Genomic DNA, 21,996 nt, shown 5'->3' with positions numbered 1-21,996 from the left:
TTATGGCTGACGAAGATCTAGAACAAGATGCGCCCAAAGGGAAAAGTAAACTGCTTATCATCATTATTGCAGTCGTTGTATTGATAGCAGGTGGCGGTGGTGCGGCTTTCTTTTTGATGGGTTCCGATGAACCTGCTCCTGCAGCAGAAACGGTGAATACCCAAACAGTGACGCCGGCCGACCCAGTTGCTTATGTCAACATTCCTCAGCCTTTCTTGTTTAACGTAACAGGCGATAAGCGAGACAGGCTTGTACAGATCAAAGTGCAGTTAATGGTAAGAGGTAGTGAGAACGAAAACTTAGCTCGTTATCATTCGCCGTTGATTGAAAGTTCATTATTGGGCACTTTTGCCTCTGCCACCGTTGACCAACTTCGCAGTGCCAATGGACGAGTAGAGCTGAGAGATAAGGCAACGGAAGATATTAAAGCCAGCCTAACTCGAGCGGTAGGACAGCCCGTTATTGAACGTGTCTTGTTTACCGATTTTGTAATTCAGTAGGTGCAGAGTGACCGATTTATTAAGCCAAGACGAAATTGATGCGCTACTCCACGGGGTAGATGATGTCGAAGAGGTCGAAGAGGAAATAGAAGACGAAAGTGGCGCCGCCGTCAATTTTGACTTCTCCTCACAAGACCGAATAGTTCGTGGTCGAATGCCAACGCTCGAGCTAATCAACGAGCGTTTTGCACGACATTTACGCATCAGCCTGTTTAACATGCTTCGCAAAACTGCTGAAGTGTCGATAAACGGCGTTCAAATGATGAAGTTTGGCGAATATCAGAACACCCTTTATGTTCCAACCAGTTTGAACATGGTGCGCTTTAGGCCGTTAAAAGGTACGGCCTTGGTGACTATGGAAGCGCGTTTGGTCTTTATTCTGGTCGAAAATTTCTTTGGCGGTGATGGTCGATTCCATGCCCGTATTGAAGGTCGCGAGTTCACTCCAACGGAAAGACGAATTGTTCAACTACTATTAAAAATAGTGTTTGAAGATTACAAAGAGGCTTGGTCGCCGGTGATGGGTGTCGAGTTCGAATATCTTGATTCTGAAGTGAACCCAAGTATGGCGAATATCGTCAGCCCGACGGAAGTGATTGTAGTCAGCTCTTTCCACATTGAAGTCGATGGTGGCGGCGGGGATTTCCATGTCGTTATGCCGTACTCCATGGTTGAGCCGATTCGTGAACTGCTCGATGCAGGTGTCCAATCGGACAAGATGGAAACCGATATCCGTTGGAGTTCTGCGCTGCGTGAAGAAATTATGGACGTGCCGGTGAATTTCCGAGTTAATCTGCTCGAGCAAGACATTTCGCTGCGCGACCTAATGGAGCTTCAAGCTGGCGATATTATCCCAATCACTATGCCTGAACATGCCACCATGTTTGTTGAAGAATTGCCGACATTCCGTGTGAAGATGGGACGAGCAGGCGAGAACATGGCGGTGCAAGTATCCGAGAAAATTAAACGCCCAGATGTCGTTAAAACGGACCTCGCATTCTTCGGAAAAGACATCATGTCTGAATTCGAAGAAGAGACTGGCGATGATGAAGAAGAATATTAAGTAGGTAATGAAAAATGGAACCAAGTGACGACCAAAAACTAGCGGACGAATGGGCTGCTGCCTTAGGTGAAGACCCTGCTGCTCCGGAAGTGGATGTAGACGATATTCTTGCCGCGCCGTTAGATGAACTAAAAGATACTTCATCTCCAATTTCAGAAGATGAGCGACGTAAACTTGATACGATCCTAGATATCCCAGTGACTATTTCAATGGAAGTTGGGCGTTCTCAAATCAGTATCCGTAACTTGCTGCAATTGAACCAAGGTTCGGTGGTTGAGCTAGAGCGTGTGGCTGGTGAGTCTCTTGACGTCTTGGTGAATGGTACTTTGATTGCACACGGTGAAGTTGTTGTGGTCAACGATAAGTTTGGTATTCGTCTGACTGATGTTATCAGCCAGACCGAGCGTATTAAGAAACTTAGATAGTTATCCCTTAACTGGCTGGAAGCCACGGGTAATATATGCAACGAAGCGTTTTATGGCTTGTTCTTATGCCGTCTAGTGCGTTGGCTGCAAATCCTGCGAGCCAACTTGATTTAGCGACCACCCTTGGGTCGCTTTTGTTCGTTATAGCCTTCATTCTATTTTTAGCTTGGCTGTTAAAGCGAATGCGAGTGCCTACTTTGATGAATCAAAAGGGCCTTAGTGTCGTACGCCAATTGCCGGTTGGTACCAAAGAGCGGATCATGATTGTTCAGGCAGGAGAGGAACAGTTTTTAGTTGGTGTGACCGCTCAATCTATTCAGCTCATTTCTAAGCTCGATAATCCCATTTCTCAGGAAGATGCGGAAACTGTCCCGTTTTCGAACCAGCTAGCTCAACTATTGAAAAAGAATGGAGCGAGTGAAAAAGGATGAATTATCTGTTCATATTCAAAAAACTAAGTGGCGTACTTAGCCTAGCGGTTACTTTAATCTTCTTTTCTTTTTCATCGTTGACTTATGCGCAAGAAGAGTTAGAAACACCTATCCCTCAAAATGCTGCAGGTGCATCGAGTGTCACAGTTACGGCAATGGAGAAAGAGCAGGGTGCTGCTCGTACGGCTGCTTCGGGAAGCTCGAGTGGCGGTGGGATTCCTGCCTTTACTATGACCAGTAACCCTGATGGTAGTGAAGACTATTCGATTAACTTACAAATTCTAGCGCTGATGACCATGTTGGGCTTTTTGCCTGCCATGGTTATTTTGATGACCTCATTTACACGAATCGTGGTCGTGATGTCGATATTACGTCAGGCGATGGGTTTGCAGCAGACACCATCGAATCAGGTGATTATCGGTATCGCAATTTTCCTCACCTTTTTCATCATGTCTCCGGTATTGAGCAAGATAAACGATCAGGCGGTTCAGCCTTATCTCAATGAACAAATTACTGCTCGTGAAGCGTTTGATACTGCCCAAGAGCCGATGAAAGCATTTATGCTGAAGCAGACTCGTGTGAAAGATTTAGAAACTTTCGTCAATATTGCTGGTGCAGAGGTGACTAACCCAGAAGATGTGTCGATGGCGGTTTTGATACCTGCATTTATCACCTCAGAGCTGAAAACGGCGTTCCAAATTGGTTTTATGCTGTTCTTACCTTTTTTGATCATTGACCTGGTAGTGGCATCGGTTCTGATGGCAATGGGTATGATGATGCTATCACCGATGATCGTATCGTTGCCGTTTAAACTGATGTTGTTTGTGCTGGTCGATGGTTGGAACTTGATCTTGTCGACGCTCGCCGGCAGCTTCGCCTTGTAGCGGGAGGATACTATGACTCCTGAGTTATTCGTCGAACTTTTTAGAGATGCGCTTTGGATGGTACTCATTATGGTGTGTGCCATCATCATTCCAAGCTTATTGGTTGGTTTAGTCGTGGCCATCTTTCAGGCGGCCACGTCTATCAACGAACAAACATTGAGTTTCTTGCCTCGTCTTGTAGTGACGTTGCTTGCACTTATGTTGTTTGCTCACTGGATGACGCAAATGCTTATGGAATTCTTCTTCGGCATTATCGAGCGTCTCCCACAGGTCTTGTACTAAAGGCCTCTTATGGAATATCCAACCAGTGTCGTTTTAGATTGGATTGCGAACTACTTTTGGCCCTATACGCGTATTGCGGCCATGTTAATGGTTATGACGGTCACTGGTGCGCGTTTTGTTCCAACACGAGTACGCCTATACCTTGGGTTAGCCATCACTTTTGCGGTGAGCCCGGCTGTTCCAGCTGTTCCTAATACAATTGAACTGGTGTCTTTTGAAGGCTTTATGGTATTGCTCGAGCAAATCGTGATTGGCGTCGCGATGGGCACAATCACCCAGTTTATGATCCAGACGTTTGTTATTCTCGGTCAGATCTTAGGTATGCAGGCTAGCTTAGGTTTCGCCTCAATGGTTGACCCCGCGAACGGGCAAAACACGCCGCTACTTGGTCAGCTATTTATGTTTCTTGCGACAATGTTTTTCCTCGCGACTGACGGCCATCTTAAAATGATTCAATTAGTGGTGATGAGTTTTCACTCGCTGCCGATTGGGTCTGGTTCCTTGACTGCGGTCGACTTTCGCGAAATTGCATTGTGGCTCGGTATCATGTTCAAGTTTGCACTGAGCATGTCTTTATCAGGGATCATCGCGCTACTCACCATCAATATGTCATTTGGCGTAATGACACGTGCCGCTCCGCAGCTAAACATTTTCTCGCTGGGTTTTGCGTTCGCACTTTTGGTCGGCCTATTGATTTGTTGGTATATTTTAGGCGGCTTGTATAGCCACTATGAACTACTATGGGAACAAGGCGAGCAGCAGTTATGTCGCATGATCCGATTGAATTGTTAGCATGCAAAACGAAGTTACGTTACACGCTAAATAATGTGTTAGGAGGCTGAATTGGCAGAATCAGACGGCCAAGAACGCACAGAAGACGCCACGCCCAGGCGCTTGCAACAGGCTCGAGAGAAAGGGCAGGTTGCAAGGTCTAAAGAACTCGCGTCCGTATCGGTATTAGTGGTTGGCGCGATTGCGTTGATGTGGTTCGGCGAAGCGCTCGGCAAAGAACTGTTTTTATCGATGAGTCGTTTATTCGACTTGAGTCGAGAAGAGGTGTTCGACTTTGCCAAATTAGGCGATATTGCACTTGGTGCGATTGGTAGCCTACTTGGGCCTTTGATTCTGGTTTTGATCATGCTCTTTATCGCTGCCTTGATTGGTTCCGCGGGTGTTGGAGGTATCAGCTTTTCAGTTGAGGCCGCAATGCCTAAGTGGTCCAAAATGAATCCATTGAGCGGCGTAAAACGTATGGTCGGCATGCAGAGCTGGGTAGAGTTGGTCAAGTCGATTCTAAAAGTCTCTCTAGTGTCTGGCGTTGCTTTCTACCTAATCAATGCATCCAAAGAAGACTTGTTTCAGTTAAGCATGGATGTTTATCCGCAGAATATCTTCCATGCATTGGACATCCTGCTGAATTTCGTCTTGTTGATCAGCTGCTCATTACTTGTGGTTGTCGCGATTGATATTCCTTTCCAGATTTGGCAACACGCCAACCAGTTAAAAATGACCAAGCAGGAAGTTAAAGACGAATATAAGGACACTGAAGGTAAGCCTGAAGTGAAAGGCCGAATTCGTATGCTCCAAAGGGAAGCCGCACAGCGTCGTATGATGGCAGAAGTACCGCAAGCCGATGTTATTATTACTAACCCAGAGCACTTTTCAGTTGCACTAAGGTATAAACAAAACACCGATAAAGCCCCTGTTGTTGTCGCAAAAGGTATTGACCATATGGCGATGAAAATACGTGAAGTGGCGAGAGAGCATGATATTTATGTGGTGCCGGCTCCGCCATTGGCAAGGGCGTTATACCATACAACAGAGCTGGAACAGGAAATCCCAGATGGGCTATTTACCGCGGTAGCTCAAGTGTTAGCGTATGTGTTCCAGCTTAAGCAATACCGTAAGCGCGGTGGCGAAAGGCCTAAGTTTCAAGCTGAAGACGTACCAATTCCACCAGAGCTTAGACATTAAAAGCCGCATATGCGGCTTTTTTACTTTTCAGGAATGGATAGTAGAACTAACAATGCTCCGTCGCCGCCAAATTCTAGAGGGGCTTGGTGGAATGCCATCACATCGGGGTGTTGTGCAAGCCAAAGTGGCGTTTTTTGCTTGAGGATATGTTTACCGATTCCGTGTTGCACACATGCACAGTGAACATCATTCTTGATGCAGTATGCAATCATCGCCCCTAACTCACGTTTAGCTTCTTGCTGTGTCATACCATGCATATCTAAAAACACATCTGGAACATATACCCCGCGACGCAGGCGTTTTACCTCGTAGGTGGATACATCATCACGAGCGTAACGCGTTGGGCCGTCTTCGCTTAGGATCGGGACAAACTCATCGGAGAAATAAAACTCTGTATCGCTGGCTTCACGGGCACTGCGCTTGATTTCTTTTTGCTTAGGGTTTTTTTTTGGTTGGTGGATTATGGTATCCTGTCGCAACTTTTTAACGCCCTCTACTGCATCCTTAAATAAGGCGAAATCATCATCGTGATCGGTGTCTTTTTTGCTCATAGGGTTCAAAATTTATAGTAAAACTCAATTAGCAGTATTGTAGCGCTTTTCGGAGGCAATTTTGGATAAGATTTTTGTAGAAGAAGCGGTATCTGAGCTTCATACCCTTCAAGACATGATTCGTTGGACGGTAAGCCGCTTTAATGCCGCAAACCTTTTTTATGGTCATGGTACGGACAACGCGTGGGATGAAGCAGTGCAATTAATCTTGCCAACTCTATATCTGCCTATTGATGTGCCTCCACACGTATTGAACTCCCGATTAACCAGCAGCGAGCGTCTGCGTATTGTTGAGCGAGTGGTAAAACGTATTAATGAGCGTACGCCAACGTCTTACCTAACTAACAAGGCGTGGTTCTGTGGACTTGAGTTCTTCGTTGATGAGCGAGTGCTTGTGCCACGTTCGCCAATTGGTGAACTGATTGAAGCTCAGTTCCAACCTTGGCTGGTAGAAGAGCCAGTGCGCATCATGGATTTATGTACTGGCAGTGGTTGTATTGCGATCGCTTGTGCGCATGCATTTCCTGAAGCCGAAGTGGATGCTATCGATATTTCGACCGACGCGCTTCAGGTTGCAGAACAAAACGTTCAAGATCATGGTATGGAGCAGCAAGTGTTCCCGATTCGTTCCGATTTGTTCCGCGATCTGCCAAAAGAGAAGTACAACCTAATCGTGTCTAACCCGCCATACGTGGATGAGGAAGATATGAACAGCTTGCCTGATGAGTTTACTCATGAGCCAGAGCTAGGTCTTGCTGCGGGTACTGATGGCCTGAAACTGGTACGTCGTATTCTGGCTAATGCCCCTGATTATTTGACTGAACAAGGTATTCTTATCTGTGAAGTAGGTAACTCAATGGTACATATGATGGAGCAATACCCGCAGATTCCATTCACTTGGATTGAATTCGAAAACGGTGGCCATGGCGTGTTTATGCTAACTCGTGACCAGATTGTTGAGCATGCAGAAGAGTTTGCACTCTACAAAGATTGATTATTCATAGTGAATCGAAAACGCCAGCATTGTAATGCTGGCGTTTTTTATTGCGGCAAAAGCCACTTTTGTACCTCATTAGGGGTTTACATCATTGGGCAATAAAGCCACTATGAAATCACGAAGAATAGAGAGTAACGTCAGTAGGCATATGCTCACTGTGGCAATGAATACTGGCAGCAATTGAGGAAGTAATGGCAGGAAACAGTATCGGACAACATTTCCGAGTGACCACGTTCGGAGAAAGTCACGGTATCGCACTAGGATGTATCGTCGACGGGTGCCCACCAGGGCTTGAAATTACAGAAGCAGATCTTCAAAAAGATCTCGACCGTCGTCGTCCTGGCACATCACGCTACACAACGCAGCGTCGTGAACCTGATGAAGTAAAAATCCTTTCCGGTGTTTTTGAAGGTCAAACAACAGGTACATCGATTGGCCTACTGATCGAAAATACCGACCAACGCTCAAAAGATTACTCGGAAATCAAAGACAAGTTCCGCCCAGGTCACGCCGATTATACTTACCACCAGAAATACGGCGTCCGTGATTACCGTGGTGGTGGTCGCTCTTCTGCACGCGAAACCGCAATGCGAGTGGCGGCAGGTGCCATCGCTAAGAAATATCTTGAGCAAGAGTTCGGCGTTCAGGTGCGTGCGTACTTGTCTCAAATGGGTGACGTATCCATCGACAAAGTTGATTGGGATGAGATTGAGAACAATGCGTTCTTTTGCCCAGATGCGGATAAAGTAGATGCGTTTGACCAACTGATCCGCGACCTGAAAAAGGAAGGCGATTCAATTGGTGCCAAACTGCAGGTTGTTGCGACCAACGTCCCTGTTGGTTTAGGTGAGCCAATCTTTGACCGTTTAGATGCAGATATCGCCCATGCGTTGATGAGCATTAATGCGGTAAAAGGTGTTGAAATTGGTGACGGCTTTGATGTGGTTAAGCAAAAAGGCAGCGAACACCGTGATCCGCTTACACCAGAAGGTTTCGCAAGTAACCATGCTGGCGGAATTCTCGGCGGTATTTCTACTGGTCAAGAAATTGTCGCAAACATTGCGTTGAAGCCAACGTCAAGTATCACTGTACCAGGTGAGACGATTACCAAAACAGGTGAACCGACTCAGCTGATTACTAAAGGTCGTCATGATCCTTGTGTCGGTATTCGAGCTGTGCCAATCGCGGAAGCTATGCTAGCAATTGTGTTGTTGGATCACTTGCTGCGCCACCGAGGTCAAAACTTTGGTGTGACCACGGAAACGCCAAAGATTTAATCTCCAGCTAAAAGAAAAAGCGCTACTTTATAGTAGCGCTTTTTTGCATTTATGTGCCTGAGTTTCGCTGAGCCGTGGGGTTGTCTATTCAGTTAGTGAATAGAGCTTTCCGCTTCTAGTTGAAATGAAGGTAGGCGCCATTTAAATCGCACTGCTGCCATACGAAGTGCGTAGCCCACAACAAGGGTAGAGATGGTCGCGGTAACGTCATTTACCCCCAACTCCAATAGACCCAAGTAGAGTCCTGAAGCAATCAATGCAACAGACGCATACAGCTCTTCGTGCAGTACAAGAGGAGTTTGGCGGCAGATCAAATCTCGCAGTAATCCACCAAACACACCGGTGACGAGAGCTGCCACCATACAGATCAGCGCGTGATGGCCCATTCCCATAGCGACTTTAGTACCAATGATACTGAATACGATCAGCCCAAGTGCATCAAGGCGAATAAATAGGCCTTTCAGTTTAATTACCCATTTTGCAAACCCTGTGGTCAAAACGCCTGCAATACAGGTAATCACCAAAAACTGTGGGTTTTCGACCCAACCAAGTGGATAGTGCCCCAGCAGAATATCTCGTACTGTACCACCACCTATAGCTGTTGCACTTGCAACCAGCATAACTCCGAACCAGTCCATTTTGCGTCGACCAGCGCTCAATGCGCCTGTCATGGCTTCTGCCGTGATGCCAATGATATACAAAACACTTAGTAGCATAATGAGGTACTCAAAACTTACTGGCAAACCAGTAAAGGGAATAAGAAAGGCGAGAGTGTAGTGGTAAATACGTTTTTAGACGAATGAGATTTTATACTGACGAAATCGTTTTTCAGATTACATAATCTAATGTTATACCCCATACAATAGCTTTACCTTATCAGCTAAAAAAGGGAAAATGCGTTTTTGCTGTCATTCACTACGCTAGACATGCTATGAGCCACGAATACCAAGACTTAGTGACAATCTTTAACGACACATTTTACCCCCAGTTCAACACTAAGTTGGAGTTGGGTGGGGATGAGCCTATCTATCTGCCTGCCGACGAGAAAGTGCCACACCATCGCATTATTTTTGCTCGTGGTTTTTATGCATCTGCGTTACACGAAATTGCGCATTGGTGTGTAGCAGGTCCGGAAAGAAGGCTAATGGAAGATTTTGGGTACTGGTATGAGCCAGATGGAAGGACAGAAGCAGTACAAGCCGAGTTCGAGAAAGTAGAAATTCGTCCTCAGGCTTATGAGTGGATATTAGCCACGAGCGCTGGCTTTCCTTTTAACGTAAGTTGTGACAACCTACACGGCGATTTTGAGCCAGATCGATTGGGCTTTATGAATAAGGTCTATCGTGAAGTTGAAAGTATATTTGAGCAGGGCATCCCGCCAAGAGTTAAAATGCTTTCAGATGCTTTGCGCCAGTATTACGAGGTTCCTGAACTCGATATTAGCCACTTCAAGGTTGCTTGAACGCTATGATGTTACGGATACCCAATCTAAAAATATAAAGAGACGACAATGATTATTGAATTTGAAGAAAAACTACTGGATATGATTGATGCGCGCATACAGAGCGCTTCAGATGATGAGTTGTTTGCCGGTGGTTATCTGCGTGGTCATATCTCTCTTTCTGCCGCTTCTTGTGAAGAGGATGGTATTGCAGAGCTAGATGTACTAAAGCAGCGAATTGAACAAAGCCTTGAAGACGCACGCAGTGAGTTGACTCCAGCGGATCGCATCATTGTTCAAGATTTATGGCAAGAGCTGCAAAGCCAAGCCTAAAGAGCGCGCTAACTCTTGTTCGAAAATATTGAATAACTTGATGCGAAAATTACGGTTGTTGAAAATCTGTACTCCGTTATTCTAGATAACAAGAAACGAGTCAACAGGAGCAACACCATGAAAGTTATCGCATTTGGAGCATCAACCAGTTCAACTTCTATTAATAAAGCCTTGGCTACTTATGCAGCAAACTTAGTCGAAGGTGCTGAAGTAGTTGTATTAGATATCAATAACTATCAAGTGCCAATGTTTAGTGAAGATCTGGAAAAAGAAATTGGCCAGGCGGAAGGTGCGCTAGGTTTCTTGAATGATTTGGCTGAGGCGGATGCGTTTGTTATCTCGTTTGCAGAGCACAATGGCCATTACCCTGCGGCGTACAAAAACCTATTCGATTGGGCGACCCGTATTGACCGTGAAGTGTTTAAGAACAAACCAGCGGTTTACCTAGCTACATCACCAGGCCCAGGCGGAGCTCAAAATGTATTGGCTGCTGCAGTGGGTTCCGCACCTTATTTTGGTGGCAACGTAAAAGCATCGGTTTCAGTACCAAGCTTCTACGACAACTTCAATTTCGAAACAGGTGCGGTGAGCAACGACGAAATTGCAGCGGAGCTTAAACAGGCAGTGGCTAAACTTGCTTAGTAGGCTTTCCAATTTAGCGCCATTTATGAATTAACGCTAAATTAGAAATGGTTAGATGCTATAATACCTTGACGAATTAACGCCTCGATGAATCGAGGCGTTTTCAATTTTACAGCTCGGTCAGAGCCTTGCCTTTTTTCAGCTTTCTTACCCACATCTTGCTCGGGTGGATCCCTTCGAGCATATCAACAGGTAGTGGCAGCGGGTCGCCACACATTTGCGACGCTAACACTTCAGCCATCAAAGGTGCAGAACTAAGGCCACGAGAGCCTAATCCTACGAAACAGTACAAATTATCATATTGGGCAATAGGCTTAATATGCTCTTCGGTTTGCTGAGACAGATCAGCGTATTGACGTTTGATCTGCTCGAAGTCACCGACATTTCCTACGAAGGGTAAGTGATCTCGGCTTACACACCTTACGCCTTGGCGCGATTGGTTGCCGCTGGTGTCTACATCGTCAACCCAAGCTTGTTTTGGTAAGCAACTTTTGAGTTTTGCTGCGTTATCGACTTGCGCCTGCGGATCGAATTCTTGGTCAATATGGCTTCTGTCGTAACTTGCACCGATACAATGCTGATGATTATTCGGATTATGCGGTGTCATGTATCCGTCGTAACACAATACAGTTTTGAGCTGTTGGAGGTTGTTTGAGGTAGGTATGTGGCTCACTTGTCCTTTCACTTTACCAAGCGGTAGATGCTGGCTCTGCACAAATTGGTCGAACTGATGACCGTTTGCGATGACGACTGCTTGATGCTCAAAGTGACCTTGTTGAGTCGATAGTGACCAGCGTTGTGAGTCTTGGTCGAAGTTTAGTGACTCAACTTCATGTTGGTAGTGAACGCTGAGCTTTTGAGTGTTTTCTAATTCGGCAATGAGGTTCTGGGTTAGCTGGGCTGGGCAAAGCCAGCCGCCAAGTGGATAGTGGATGCTGTCCATATCGACAGGTAAACCCAGTATTTGATTCGTCTCTTCAGCCGACAGTTTTTCAATGAGAGATGCTGGAAAGTTTCCTTCCATCATTTTGCTGAGTTTTGTTTTGGTTTTGTCATCCCACATTAATTGGGTTACACCGCACCAATCATGGTCGAATTCAATGGTATCTGCGCACTGCTCTACGAATTGGCGTGCGAATAGCATTCCCGGCGCAAACAAACGAGACACGCCGGTATGAGTACCGTTAAGTAGTGGGTATACCGCCCCTTGCTTGTTGCCCGATGCGCCTAGTGCTGGTTTTTTATCGGCGCAATAGAGGCTAACATTTATGCCTCTTCGTGCTAGCGTCTTAGCCAGAGTTGCGCTGGCAATACCCCCACCAATGATTGCGACATCCTTAAGATGCTCGGTTGCGGTTCGATCATAGTAGGGCGCAATATTGCTAAACTGTAAGGCTTGTTTCATTGAGCCTGCGATCATTTCTCGTTTAGTGCCAAAACCTTTGACTTTTTTCATCTCAAAGCCAGCTTCGATTAGTCCTCGACGGACAAAACCAGCCGCGGTAAATGTGGCGCAGGTGCCTTCTGGCTTTGCCAGTTTCGCCATGTTATTGAATAAGGTTTGGTTCCACATTTCAGGGTTTTTACTTGGTGCAAAGCCATCCAAGAACCACGCATCAATTAAGCCACGTTGGGTTGTTGGAACTAGTGGCATACAGTCTTTGATGTCACCGAACCACAGATCCAAAGTGATGGCGCCGTCTTCAAGCACAATTCGATGGCACTCGGGAACGGCGATAGGGTAGTGGCGTTGCAGCTTTTTTGCGTACTCGGCTAATTCAGGCCATGCCTCATGAGCTTTTGCTAAATCTTCGATACTGAGCGGATACTTTTCAAAGCTAATGAAATGCAGCTCTTGGAGCTTAGCGTCTGGATTGGCTTGTCTGAATGCGTCGAACCATTGCCAAGTCGCAAGGAAATTTAAGCCAGTCCCAAACCCCGTTTCCCCAATGGTAAATCGACGTTGGTCATATTCTTGCCATCTTTGCGGTAGATGATTCTGAGTGAGAAAAACGTATCGGGTCTCTTCGAGGCCGTTTACATTGGAAAAATAAACATCGTCAAATTGATCGGATACAGGTGTTCCTGATTCATTCCAATCGAGCTGTGCATTGGTTATAGAAGTCATAATGTGTGAATTCTGTGAGAAACTGCGGTATATAAGGTGAGATTGTACGAATTTATGGGAAAGCTGACCACTTTTGTTGGTCTTCTTAGTTATTATCTAGCGGAATTTTGAATTATTAGGATTGTCACATGAAACGAGTCGTAATCACCGGTATGGGTATTGTTTCAAGTATCGGTAACAACGTCGAAGAAGTTTTAGCGTCTCTTAAAGAAGGGAAGTCAGGTATCACAGCTTCAGAGCAGTTCAAAGAAAATGGCCTGCGTTCTCAAGTTTGGGGTAACCTAAAAATGAACCCTGCTGACCATATTGATCGCAAAAAAATGCGCTTTATGGGCGACGCAGCAGCGTTTGCTTACCTATCGATGGAACAGGCGATTGCAGACTCTGGCCTAACTGAAGAACAAGTATCGAACGAGCGCACTGGTATTGTGGCAGGTTCGGGCGGTGCGTCTTCACTAAACCAAGTGAACGCAGTGGATATTCTTCGTGAGAAAGGCGTAAAGCGTGTAGGCCCTTACATGGTTCCACGTACGATGGCTTCTACAGTTTCAGCATGTTTGGCAACTCCATTTAAAATCCGCGGTGTGAACTACTCAATGAGTTCTGCATGTGCAACTTCAGCACACTGTATCGGGCACGCAATGGAGCTTATCCAACTTGGTAAGCAAGACGTTGTATTCGCAGGTGGTGGTGAAGAACTAGATTGGTCTCTGACCATGATGTTCGATGCGATGGGCGCGCTATCTACTAAGTACAACGAAACTCCAGATAAAGCATCACGTACTTACGATGCAGATCGTGACGGTTTCGTTATCTCTGGTGGCGGCGGTATGCTAGTGGTTGAAGAATTAGAGCACGCACTAGCTCGTGGCGCGAAAATTTACGGTGAAATCGTTGGTTACGGCGCAACTTCAGACGGCTACGACATGGTAGCACCATCTGGTGAAGGTGCTGTGCGTTGTATGAAGATGGCAATGCAAGACGTTGACTCTGTTGATTATGTAAACACGCACGGTACATCAACACCTGTCGGTGACGTGAAAGAACTTGGTGCAATCCAAGAGGTCTTCGCTGGTAAGAGCCCTGCAATCTCAGCAACTAAAGCGATGACTGGTCACGCATTGGGTGCTGCAGGTGTTCATGAAGCAATTTACTCAGCGCTAATGCTAGATAACAACTTTATCGCACCAAGCATTAACGTAGAAAACCTAGACGAAGCGGCTGAAGGCCTAGATATCGTGACTGAAAAGCGCGATCAAGAGCTAACAACGGTTATGTCTAACAGCTTTGGTTTTGGTGGTACAAACGCGACACTAGTAATCAAGAAGTACCAAGGCTAAAAACTGAATGATGCTCGAACAGAGCACGCCAGTTTCCAGAGCTTGATTGGCTAGTGTTGTATCTAGTTAATCGAACAGACGCAGACTTTGTCCCATGGAGAGCGGGACAAGATCCTTTTGTTCTGGATGTTTGCCCGGCTCGAGTGAGCCGGGCATTTTTATACCTGCTCTACTCATTATATGCTCGACACCACTTGTGCTTTTTTGCACAATCCAAGCAATCTTTTCGAACTATTCTTACTCGATTACCGATATGAAAATTATTATTGACGAAAACATGCCTTATGCTGAGCAGTTATTCAGCCAGTTGGGCGAAGTAGTGCTTAAACCTGGTAGAACGCTTACCGCCGATGACTTGATTGATGTAGACGCATTAATGATTCGTTCGGTAACCAAAGTGAATGAGCAGTTATTATCGAAAGCCAACAAGTTGAAGTTTGTTGGCACTGCGACCGCAGGTATGGATCACGTTGACCAAGCCTTGCTGAAGGAAAAAGGTATCTTCTTCACAGCTGCTCCTGGGTGTAACAAAGTGGGTGTTGCGGAATACGCGTTCAGCGTATTGATGGTGTTGGCCCAGCAAAAAGGCTTTTCGGTATTTGATAAAACGGTGGGCATTATCGGTGCTGGCCAAGTTGGTTCGTATTTAGCGAAAGCGTTAGGCGGCATTGGCTTGAAAGTATTGATCAACGATCCACCTAAGCAGCAACAAGGCGATAGCCGTGAATTTACTCCTCTAGACCAGCTGCTCGAGCAAGCGGACGTGATTACCGTGCACACTCCATTGACTAAAGACGGAGATTTTCCTACCCACCACCTGATCGATGAGCAAGTGTTGTCTAACTTACGTAGCGATCAAATACTGATTAATGCTGCTCGTGGTCCAATTGTTGATAACACGGCTTTGAAACATCGCTTGCTAAAAAATGATGGCTTTGTTGCGGCGCTAGATGTATTCGAATATGAGCCAGAAGTTGATATGGAGCTCTTACCTCTGTTAGCATTCGCCACCCCTCACGTTGCAGGCTATGGTTTAGAGGGGAAAGCCAGAGGGACGACAATGATTTTTAATAGTTATTGTGAGTTCATTGGCCGAGATTTACGTGCCCAAGCCTCCGACTTGTTACCAACGGCTCCAGTGCCGAATTTGGTCTTAGATCGAGCATGGGATGAAGCGAGTCTGCACAACATAACGCAATTAATCTATGATGTGCGTAAAGACGATGCCTTATTCCGTCGCGAAATTGCCACTCCTGGTTCTTTCGACCTGATGCGTAAGCAGTATTGGGATAGGCGTGAATACAGTGCAGTAACAGTGACTGGGACACCATCGTGTAATTTAGCCCCACTGGAAAAATTAGGTTTTCAAATCGAGGTAAGTGATGAGCCAAGAGTTTAATATTGCGGTTTTGGGTGCGACTGGAGCAGTCGGCGAAACCATCCTAGAAGTGTTGCAAGAACGCAAATTCCCGATTGGCGAACTGCACTTGCTTGCGAGCGAGCGCAGCGAAGGTAAGACTTACCGTTTCAATGGTAAAACCATCAAAGTTCAGAATGTAGAAGAGTTTGATTGGTCTCAAGTTCACATCGCGCTATTTTCAGCGGGTGGTGCGCTTTCTGAAAAGTGGGCACCGGTTGCTGCTGACGAAGGTGTTGTGGTGATTGATAACACTTCACACTACCGCTACGAGTACGACATTCCGCTTGTTGTACCGGAAGTAAACCCAGAAGCTATTGCAGAGTTTCGTAACCGCAATATCATCGCTAACCCTAATTGCTCTACGATTCAGATGTTAGTAGCGCTGAAGCCAATTCATGACGCAGTGGGTATTGAGCGTATCAACGTATCAACCTATCAGTCAGTCTCGGGTGCTGGAAAGTCGGGTATTGATGAACTAGCAGGCCAGACGGCCAAGCTGCTAAATGGTATGCCTGCAGAAGCGGAAAACTTCTCTCAGCAAATTGCGTTTAACTGTATTCCTCAAATCGATAAGTTTATGGAAAACGGTTACACCAAAGAAGAAATGAAAATGGTGTGGGAAACGCAGAAAATCTTCAATGATCCATCGATTATGGTCAACCCAACCTGTGTTCGTGTGCCTGTGTTTTACGGCCATGCGGAAGCGATTCATATCGAAACACGTTCTCCAATTGATGCTGAAGAAGTTACACGTCTGCTAGATCAAACAGATGGAATCGAAGTATTTTTCGGTGACGATTTCCCTACCCAAGTACGTGATGCTGGTGGTAAAGACCACGTTCAAGTTGGCCGTATCCGCAATGATATTAGCCACCATAGTGGTGTTAACCTTTGGGTAGTAGCTGATAACGTACGTAAAGGTGCTGCGACTAACGCGGTACAAATTGCAGAAGTGTTGATTCGAGACTACTTCTAAGTATTGAATCTCATCTGATTTAGCTTCAAAACCTCGCCAATATGCGAGGTTTTTTTGTACTAGGTAAGACAAAAATCAATTCTGGTTCAAATCAGTAAGACTTTAGCCATAAGTCGTTGTAATTCACAACTTGAGCAGAGCTAGGTACACAAATCATCCAATTGGCCTAACTTTAATGTGAGATTACTGCGATTATTGCGCCAGCAACACATTTTTTGCCTTGAGGCCTATAGTTTTGCTCGCCTAATCCGATATATTTAACAGATCTCTATAATTTTATTCTTATTAAGCACATAGCTGAGCCTTATATGCGTCAATTTTTAAAGCGTCTACTTTTACCTTTGGTGTTGGTAGCCGTGACTCAGACTTCTATCGTTAGTGCCGAAAGCATTCGCCTTACAGGTCCAAATGGTGAGAGACAAGCTTCTCCACAATTTGCAGAACCTATTTCTCGTGCAAACAGCAATGAGCCTTCTCGCTTCTTCGGCCCAACAACGGACGCCGATACCCTATGGAAGATCGCTACACAGGTGAGGCCTGCTCCCAACCTGACGGTTCAGCAGACTCTATTGGCGATATACGAGCTCAATCCAAGTGCTTTTGAAGACCAAAATATTCATAGCCTGATTCCTGGTAGTACATTGCGTATACCGTCTCTAGCGCAGGTTCGCGGAACTTCTACCGCTAAAGCTGTCGCTATAATGGAGGCTCACCAAAACAAGCTTAATAATCTACCTGTCGCCCCAACAACAGTTGTATCGAATACTCCGGCGACCACCGAAAAAGTAGCACCAAGTACGCCAACCCAGCCTGAACCTAAGACAACTGAAAACTCTGCTACAGCGGCCCAAGAAGCTCCGCCTGAAAAGCAACCTGAGATTGTCAGCAACCTAAAGAACGAGCTGGAAAGTTCAGAAAGTGAACTGCAAGCCCTTGAAGAAAAAAACCATCGACTTCGTTTGATGCTGGCTGATGTCCAGTCAGAAGTGGATGTGCTTAAAGACGAGTTGAGTGATGAAGATCGTATTCGTAATGAAGTGGAAAAGCTACTTCAAGAAGAGCGCAACCGTCTAAGCGAAGAACAAAAGATGAAGCCATCACAACTTGATGAGCTGCTATCTAATACTTGGCTAGTGGCTGCCTTAGCTATCATTCCTGGCTTGCTGATTGTGTTGATCATCGTTGTGCTACTTGGACGTCGTTCGAAAGAAGAGTCATCAGCACAAGAGCCGCTCATGCAATCTCAGCAAGATAGCATGACGCCTGTTGCACCTATCGACCAAATTGACGACAGCATTGATGATGACCTTTTACTCGATGATGACCTATTTGGTGAAGCTGATGATGACAAAGCTCTAGATGATGATATCTCGTTAGAAGAAGACGAAGACAACAAGAAAGAAGACGACATCTTTGCCGACCTCGATGACAGCGATCTTGATTTCAATCTAGAAGACGAAGATGGTGAAGACCCGTTTGCTGGTATCGGTGATAACGGAGATTTGGACGCTGAGCTTGAAGACATCGATATGAGTTCGAATGGCATTAGCGTCAACACAGAAGACAAAGCGTTAGGTCTAGAAGAGATGGAACGAGCGCTTGATGAAGCCTCTCTCGGTGATAATGATGAAGAAGCTGGCTTTGACCTCTCAGATGACAACGGCATGTCTCAAGATGATATTGAAGCGCTACTTTCTGGGGACGACGACCATGAAGAGTTAGGTACTGATGAACTTGATCAGTCAATGCTAGACGATTTGCTTCTAGGAGACAGTGACGACGATGACGATTTTGACATTGATAGTTTGCTAGAAGAAAGTGGCGACTCGTTTGACCTAAATAGCCCTGATGATGAGCCTGTCGACACGCAAAGTGATGTGAATTTGGAGAGTGCAGAAGACTTTGACTTAGGAGATTCAAATCTAGCGTCTGATAGTGAAATTGATGACTTGTTTGCTCAGATCGAATCTCAAGCCGATTTAGAAGAATTGGAAAAGCATGCCGTCGACGACACTGCACTATTGGATGAGATTGTTGATGAAGAATCGATTTCGCTTGATGACACAAGTACAGATTTGTTGGATGAGCTTATCGACCTCGATGAGTCTAGCAGTGAAGTAGAGTCTGCAATAGAGCTCGATAGTGATAGCACTGAACTGCTTGATGAACTATTAGGGGAAGAGCAGGAAGCAGACAAGGTTTCTGTTGAGGAAGACAGTACAGATTTACTGGATGACTTACTTGACTCCGAAGATACACCGTTAAATGTTGACGATTCGAGCACACTTGATGAGCTGCTAGAGTCTGATGATTCTCTTGTTGGTGATGACAGCTTTGATAGCGACGGTACCGACCTGTTTGATGAATTATTGGAAATTGAGCAGCAAGCTAGTCAGCAAGAGCCTCAAGAAACTAATTTTGAGCAAACTGAACTCTCGGAGCCGGCCAATGAGACTGTAGAACCAGATTCGATTTCTGATGAACTGGATTTGGAACTGTCTGAAATAGACACGCCGGATGAAGAGTCAGCTCAAACTGGTACGGATGACAGCGCTCAGCCAAATACTAATGAAGAATTTTCCAGCGATGACTTTATCGATGACATGCTCAGCGTTGCACCTGAAGCCGATCCACTGTTGGACACGCTGGACTTAGATGAAGCGCAACAAACAGTTGACATCGAAGAGCTTGAAAGCAACCTTGCAGAGCCAGAGCCAGAGCCAGAGCCAGAGCCAGAGCCAGAGCCAGAGCCAGAGCCAGAGCCAGAGCCAGAGCCAGAGCCAGAGCCAGAGCCAGAGCCAGAGCCAGAGCCAGAGCCAGAGCCAGAGCCATCAGTTTCTGAAGCGGTGGCGAATGAGTTTGGCGTTCCGCAAGACGATGATTGGCTAATTGACCAAGATGTTGAGGATCTTGGCGATAAAAGTACACCTGAGCTTGAAGAAAATGTTCAAGTTGAGCCTCAAGTAGAAGTCGATACGGACAATGCCGAGCTAGATGCTGTGGAGTCAACTGCGGCAGATGTTCTGGCCGATATGGAGACAACAGACCCAGAACCTCGTGATGGATCACTTGATGATCTAGAGCTTCCAGAGCACAACGAAGAAGATGCACTTGTTGATGTTTCACTTGAGCTTCAAGAGCCCGAGATAGAAGCACTGACTGAAGAACAAGCGGAAGCGGCTTCAGAATCATTCGATGATTTAGAGCTTCCTGAATACGGCGAAGAAGACGCGCTAGCTGATGTTGCGCTTGAACCTCAAGAGCCAGAGCTAGAAGCACCAACTGAAGTACAAGCGGAAGTGGCTACAGAGTCATTCGATGATTTAGAGCTTCCTAAATATGGCGAAGAAGACGCGCTGGCTGATGTTGCGCTTGAGCCTCAAGAGCCAGAGTTACAAACGCCAGCGGAAGAACAAGCGGAAGCGGCTACAGAGTCGTTTGATGATCTAGAGCTTCCTGAATACGGTGAAGAAGACGTGCTGGCTGACGTTGCCCTTGAGCCTCAAGAGCCAGAGTTACAAACGCCAGCGGAAGAACAAGCGGAAGCGGCTACAGAGTCGTTTGATGATTTAGAGCTTCCTGAATACGGCGAAGAAGACGCGCTAGCTGATGTTGCGCTTGAGCCGCAAGAACCAGAGCTTGAAGAGCCAGCCGAAGTACCAGCGGAAACGGTGACAGAGTCATTCGATGATTTAGAGCTGCCAGAGTACAACGAAGACGATGCACTTGCTGATGTTGCGCTTGAACCTCAAGTACCAGCTGAAGTGCAAGCGGAAGAGGCCACAGAGTCCTTTGATGACTTAGAGCTTCCAGAGTACAACGAAGAAGATGCACTAGCTGATGTTGCACTTGAGCCTCAAGAGCCCGAGCTAGAAGCACCGACTGAAGAACAAGTGGAAGCGGCTACAGAGTCATTCGATGATCTAGAGCTTCCAGAGTATAACGAAGAAGGTGCAATGGCAGATGTTGCGCTTGAGCCGCAAGAACCAGAGCTTGAAGAGCCAGCCGAAGTACCAGCGGAAACGGTGACAGAGTCATTCGATGATATTGAGCTGCCAGAGTACAACGAAGAAGATGCACTGGCAGATGTAGCGCTTGAACCGCAAGAGCGAGAACTAGATGAGCCAGTGGAAGTACCAGCGGAAGCGGCGACAGAGTCCTTTGATGACCTAGAGCTTCCAGAGTACAACGAAGAAGATGCACTTGCGGATGTTGCCCTTGAACCGCAAGAACCAGAGCTTGAAGATCCAGCTGAAGTACCAGCGGAAACGGTGACAGAGTCCTTTGATGATTTAGAGCTTCCAGAGCACAACGAAGAAGATGCACTTGCTGATGTTGCGCTTGAACCGCAAGAGAAGGATCTAGAAGCGCCGGCTGAAGTACAAGCGGAACCGGCTACAGAGTCATTCGATGATCTAGAGCTTCCAGAGTACAACGAAGAAGACGCGTTGGCTGATGCTGCACTTGAACCGCAAGAGCCAGAGCTCGAAGCACCAACTGAAGTACTAGAGGAAGCGACTGCAGAGTCCTTTGATGATCTAGAGCTTCCAGAGTACAACGAAGAAGATGCACTGGCTGATGTGGTATCTGATTCAACGCAACCAGATGCTTTGCCTGAAGAAATCAGAGCCAGTGTAGAAGATTCTGATAATGAACAAGATGCTCTGTTCAGTGTGTTCCAGAATCAAGAAGTTTCAGATCTTGCTGGTGCTGAGTATGGTGAGGAAACACTTAACGAATTGCTTAGTGAAGATGATGGAGCGACTCAATCTTCATTCTCGTTTGACTCACCAATCGATAGTGAAACTATTGATAGTGCGGGTATGGATCTTGATGCAATGCTGGAAGTTGGCGGAGAAGACTGGAATGGATTCAGTTTATCGCCGGAGCAACAAGCGAGCATACCTCAGGAAATTCCAGAAGATGAACAGTCTGCATGGGATGCTGAAAATCAACCTGAACAGGCTGTAGTCTCAGATGAAAACTGGGGAGAGCAGGATGATTTCGACCCTAAAGCGCAAGGGTACAGAACAATCGATGAACTGATGGCGGAAGTTGATGGCGAAGCGGAAGAGCTATCGAGCAGTGAAGAGGAACTAAACTTAAATGTTGGTTTGGATGAATTCCCTGATGTTATCGGTGATATTGGCTTTGAAGATGTAGATTCTAACGCAGAAGCGGTAGGCAAGCTCGACTTAGCTAAAATCTATATCGAGATGAATGATTCTCAAGGGGCAATTAAGCTGTTAGAAGAGGCAATAGTAGACGGTTCAGACGAAATACGTCGCGAAGCTAAAAACTTAATTGATACCATTCGTCAGAGTTAAGTTAA

At 46.1% G+C, this 21,996-nt stretch carries 20 protein-coding genes; 17 read left to right on the top strand and 3 right to left on the bottom strand.

Annotated elements, in window-relative coordinates:
* Nucleotides 1-2: 2 nt before the first annotated feature.
* The 8 genes from fliL to flhB are packed head-to-tail and all read left to right on the top strand — an operon-like array spanning nt 3 to nt 5,559.
* A complete protein-coding gene (gene fliL, locus J4N42_RS09890; protein ID WP_252027710.1) occupies nt 3-500 on the top strand; it encodes a flagellar basal body-associated protein FliL in 498 nt (165 codons plus the stop codon).
* A gap of 7 nt (nt 501-507) precedes the next feature.
* A complete protein-coding gene (gene fliM / locus J4N42_RS09885) occupies nt 508-1,563 on the top strand; it encodes a flagellar motor switch protein FliM (RefSeq protein WP_252027709.1) in 1,056 nt (351 codons plus the stop codon).
* 14 nt (nt 1,564-1,577) lie between these two features.
* Entirely contained in the window at nt 1,578-1,988 is a 411-nt protein-coding gene (fliN, locus tag J4N42_RS09880; protein WP_252027708.1) for a flagellar motor switch protein FliN, read from the top strand.
* 35 nt (nt 1,989-2,023) lie between these two features.
* A complete protein-coding gene (gene fliO, locus J4N42_RS09875; protein ID WP_252027707.1) occupies nt 2,024-2,419 on the top strand; it encodes a flagellar biosynthetic protein FliO in 396 nt (131 codons plus the stop codon).
* Nucleotides 2,416-3,303: a flagellar type III secretion system pore protein FliP gene (gene fliP, locus J4N42_RS09870; protein ID WP_252027706.1), complete on the top strand. Its 888-nt coding sequence runs from the start codon at nt 2,416-2,418 to the stop codon at nt 3,301-3,303. Before fliO ends, fliP begins: the two co-directional genes overlap by 4 nt.
* Nucleotides 3,304-3,315: 12 nt before the next feature.
* A complete protein-coding gene (gene fliQ / locus J4N42_RS09865) occupies nt 3,316-3,585 on the top strand; it encodes a flagellar biosynthesis protein FliQ (protein WP_252027705.1) in 270 nt (89 codons plus the stop codon).
* A gap of 9 nt (nt 3,586-3,594) precedes the next feature.
* Nucleotides 3,595-4,377 carry a flagellar biosynthetic protein FliR gene (gene fliR, locus J4N42_RS09860; RefSeq protein WP_252027704.1) on the top strand — a complete coding sequence of 261 codons (783 nt, stop codon included), beginning with the start codon at nt 3,595-3,597 and terminating at the stop codon, nt 4,375-4,377.
* Between the two features lie 51 nt (nt 4,378-4,428).
* The gene (gene flhB / locus J4N42_RS09855) at nt 4,429-5,559 is read left to right on the top strand and encodes a flagellar biosynthesis protein FlhB (RefSeq protein WP_252027703.1); all 1,131 of its coding nucleotides are present in this window, start codon (nt 4,429-4,431) and stop codon (nt 5,557-5,559) included.
* A gap of 20 nt (nt 5,560-5,579) precedes the next feature.
* Here the strand turns inward: flhB and smrB are convergent, their stop codons facing one another.
* Nucleotides 5,580-6,110: an endonuclease SmrB gene (gene smrB, locus J4N42_RS09850; protein ID WP_252027702.1), complete on the bottom strand. Its 531-nt coding sequence runs from the start codon at nt 6,108-6,110 to the stop codon at nt 5,580-5,582.
* Between the two features lie 61 nt (nt 6,111-6,171).
* Here smrB and prmB point away from each other — a divergent pair, with 61 nt between their 5' ends.
* Complete coding sequence (prmB, locus tag J4N42_RS09845) at nt 6,172-7,104, top strand: 50S ribosomal protein L3 N(5)-glutamine methyltransferase (RefSeq protein WP_252027701.1); 933 nt, start codon at nt 6,172-6,174, stop codon at nt 7,102-7,104.
* A 194-nt stretch (nt 7,105-7,298) separates the two neighbouring features.
* The gene (gene aroC, locus J4N42_RS09840) at nt 7,299-8,384 is read left to right on the top strand and encodes a chorismate synthase (RefSeq protein ID WP_252027700.1); all 1,086 of its coding nucleotides are present in this window, start codon (nt 7,299-7,301) and stop codon (nt 8,382-8,384) included.
* Between the two features lie 92 nt (nt 8,385-8,476).
* On the opposite strand, the gene J4N42_RS09835 is transcribed toward aroC, so the two are convergent.
* Nucleotides 8,477-9,100 carry a trimeric intracellular cation channel family protein gene (locus J4N42_RS09835; protein ID WP_252027699.1) on the bottom strand — a complete coding sequence of 208 codons (624 nt, stop codon included), beginning with the start codon at nt 9,098-9,100 and terminating at the stop codon, nt 8,477-8,479.
* Nucleotides 9,101-9,315: 215 nt separating this feature from the next.
* On the opposite strand from J4N42_RS09835, the gene J4N42_RS09830 reads away from it, so the two are divergent.
* From J4N42_RS09830 to J4N42_RS09820, 3 genes are all read left to right on the top strand, one after another.
* The gene (locus tag J4N42_RS09830; RefSeq protein ID WP_252027698.1) at nt 9,316-9,846 is read left to right on the top strand and encodes an elongation factor P hydroxylase; all 531 of its coding nucleotides are present in this window, start codon (nt 9,316-9,318) and stop codon (nt 9,844-9,846) included.
* A 48-nt stretch (nt 9,847-9,894) separates the two neighbouring features.
* Nucleotides 9,895-10,158 carry a YfcL family protein gene (locus J4N42_RS09825; protein ID WP_252027697.1) on the top strand — a complete coding sequence of 88 codons (264 nt, stop codon included), beginning with the start codon at nt 9,895-9,897 and terminating at the stop codon, nt 10,156-10,158.
* Between the two features lie 117 nt (nt 10,159-10,275).
* Nucleotides 10,276-10,800 (top strand): NADPH-dependent FMN reductase, encoded by a 525-nt coding sequence (locus J4N42_RS09820; protein ID WP_252027696.1) that lies wholly within the window; start codon nt 10,276-10,278, stop codon nt 10,798-10,800.
* Between the two features lie 109 nt (nt 10,801-10,909).
* Here J4N42_RS09820 and mnmC read toward each other — a convergent pair whose 3' ends face one another.
* Nucleotides 10,910-12,928 carry a bifunctional tRNA (5-methylaminomethyl-2-thiouridine)(34)-methyltransferase MnmC2/FAD-dependent 5-carboxymethylaminomethyl-2-thiouridine(34) oxidoreductase MnmC1 gene (gene mnmC, locus J4N42_RS09815; protein ID WP_252027695.1) on the bottom strand — a complete coding sequence of 673 codons (2,019 nt, stop codon included), beginning with the start codon at nt 12,926-12,928 and terminating at the stop codon, nt 10,910-10,912.
* 128 nt (nt 12,929-13,056) lie between these two features.
* Here mnmC and fabB point away from each other — a divergent pair, with 128 nt between their 5' ends.
* The 4 genes from fabB to J4N42_RS09795 all read left to right on the top strand — a co-directional run bounded on the left by fabB (nt 13,057) and on the right by J4N42_RS09795 (nt 21,991).
* Nucleotides 13,057-14,268: a beta-ketoacyl-ACP synthase I gene (gene fabB, locus J4N42_RS09810; RefSeq protein ID WP_252027694.1), complete on the top strand. Its 1,212-nt coding sequence runs from the start codon at nt 13,057-13,059 to the stop codon at nt 14,266-14,268.
* 253 nt (nt 14,269-14,521) lie between these two features.
* Nucleotides 14,522-15,667, top strand: coding sequence for a 4-phosphoerythronate dehydrogenase (locus J4N42_RS09805; RefSeq protein ID WP_252027693.1), 1,146 nt, complete (start codon nt 14,522-14,524; stop codon nt 15,665-15,667).
* Nucleotides 15,651-16,664, top strand: a complete 1,014-nt coding sequence (locus J4N42_RS09800) for an aspartate-semialdehyde dehydrogenase (RefSeq protein WP_252027692.1) — start codon at nt 15,651-15,653, stop codon at nt 16,662-16,664. The genes J4N42_RS09805 and J4N42_RS09800 overlap by 17 nt, the downstream gene beginning before the upstream one ends.
* A gap of 308 nt (nt 16,665-16,972) precedes the next feature.
* Nucleotides 16,973-21,991 (top strand): FimV/HubP family polar landmark protein, encoded by a 5,019-nt coding sequence (locus tag J4N42_RS09795; RefSeq protein ID WP_252027691.1) that lies wholly within the window; start codon nt 16,973-16,975, stop codon nt 21,989-21,991.
* Nucleotides 21,992-21,996 lie beyond the last annotated feature (5 nt).

This window comes from Vibrio sp. SCSIO 43135, assembly GCF_023716665.1.
Lineage (GTDB): Bacteria > Pseudomonadota > Gammaproteobacteria > Enterobacterales > Vibrionaceae > Vibrio > Vibrio paucivorans.
Note: the sequence above shows the minus strand (reverse complement) of the source record. Positions and strands in the feature narration are given on the sequence as shown.

Coding starts and splice junctions, on each gene's coding strand:
- fliO (WP_252027707.1), top strand. CDS start 2,024: ATGCAACGAAGCGTTTTATGGCTTGTTCTTATGCCGTCTAGTGCGTTG.
- J4N42_RS09830 (WP_252027698.1), top strand. CDS start 9,316: ATGAGCCACGAATACCAAGACTTAGTGACAATCTTTAACGACACATTT.
- fliP (WP_252027706.1), top strand. CDS start 2,416: ATGAATTATCTGTTCATATTCAAAAAACTAAGTGGCGTACTTAGCCTA.
- fabB (WP_252027694.1), top strand. CDS start 13,057: ATGAAACGAGTCGTAATCACCGGTATGGGTATTGTTTCAAGTATCGGT.
- fliL (WP_252027710.1), top strand. CDS start 3: ATGGCTGACGAAGATCTAGAACAAGATGCGCCCAAAGGGAAAAGTAAA.
- J4N42_RS09820 (WP_252027696.1), top strand. CDS start 10,276: ATGAAAGTTATCGCATTTGGAGCATCAACCAGTTCAACTTCTATTAAT.
- J4N42_RS09805 (WP_252027693.1), top strand. CDS start 14,522: ATGAAAATTATTATTGACGAAAACATGCCTTATGCTGAGCAGTTATTC.
- J4N42_RS09795 (WP_252027691.1), top strand. CDS start 16,973: ATGCGTCAATTTTTAAAGCGTCTACTTTTACCTTTGGTGTTGGTAGCC.
- fliQ (WP_252027705.1), top strand. CDS start 3,316: ATGACTCCTGAGTTATTCGTCGAACTTTTTAGAGATGCGCTTTGGATG.
- J4N42_RS09825 (WP_252027697.1), top strand. CDS start 9,895: ATGATTATTGAATTTGAAGAAAAACTACTGGATATGATTGATGCGCGC.
- J4N42_RS09800 (WP_252027692.1), top strand. CDS start 15,651: ATGAGCCAAGAGTTTAATATTGCGGTTTTGGGTGCGACTGGAGCAGTC.
- mnmC (WP_252027695.1), bottom strand. CDS start 12,928: ATGACTTCTATAACCAATGCACAGCTCGATTGGAATGAATCAGGAACA.
- J4N42_RS09835 (WP_252027699.1), bottom strand. CDS start 9,100: ATGCTACTAAGTGTTTTGTATATCATTGGCATCACGGCAGAAGCCATG.
- aroC (WP_252027700.1), top strand. CDS start 7,299: ATGGCAGGAAACAGTATCGGACAACATTTCCGAGTGACCACGTTCGGA.
- smrB (WP_252027702.1), bottom strand. CDS start 6,110: ATGAGCAAAAAAGACACCGATCACGATGATGATTTCGCCTTATTTAAG.
- fliN (WP_252027708.1), top strand. CDS start 1,578: ATGGAACCAAGTGACGACCAAAAACTAGCGGACGAATGGGCTGCTGCC.
- fliR (WP_252027704.1), top strand. CDS start 3,595: ATGGAATATCCAACCAGTGTCGTTTTAGATTGGATTGCGAACTACTTT.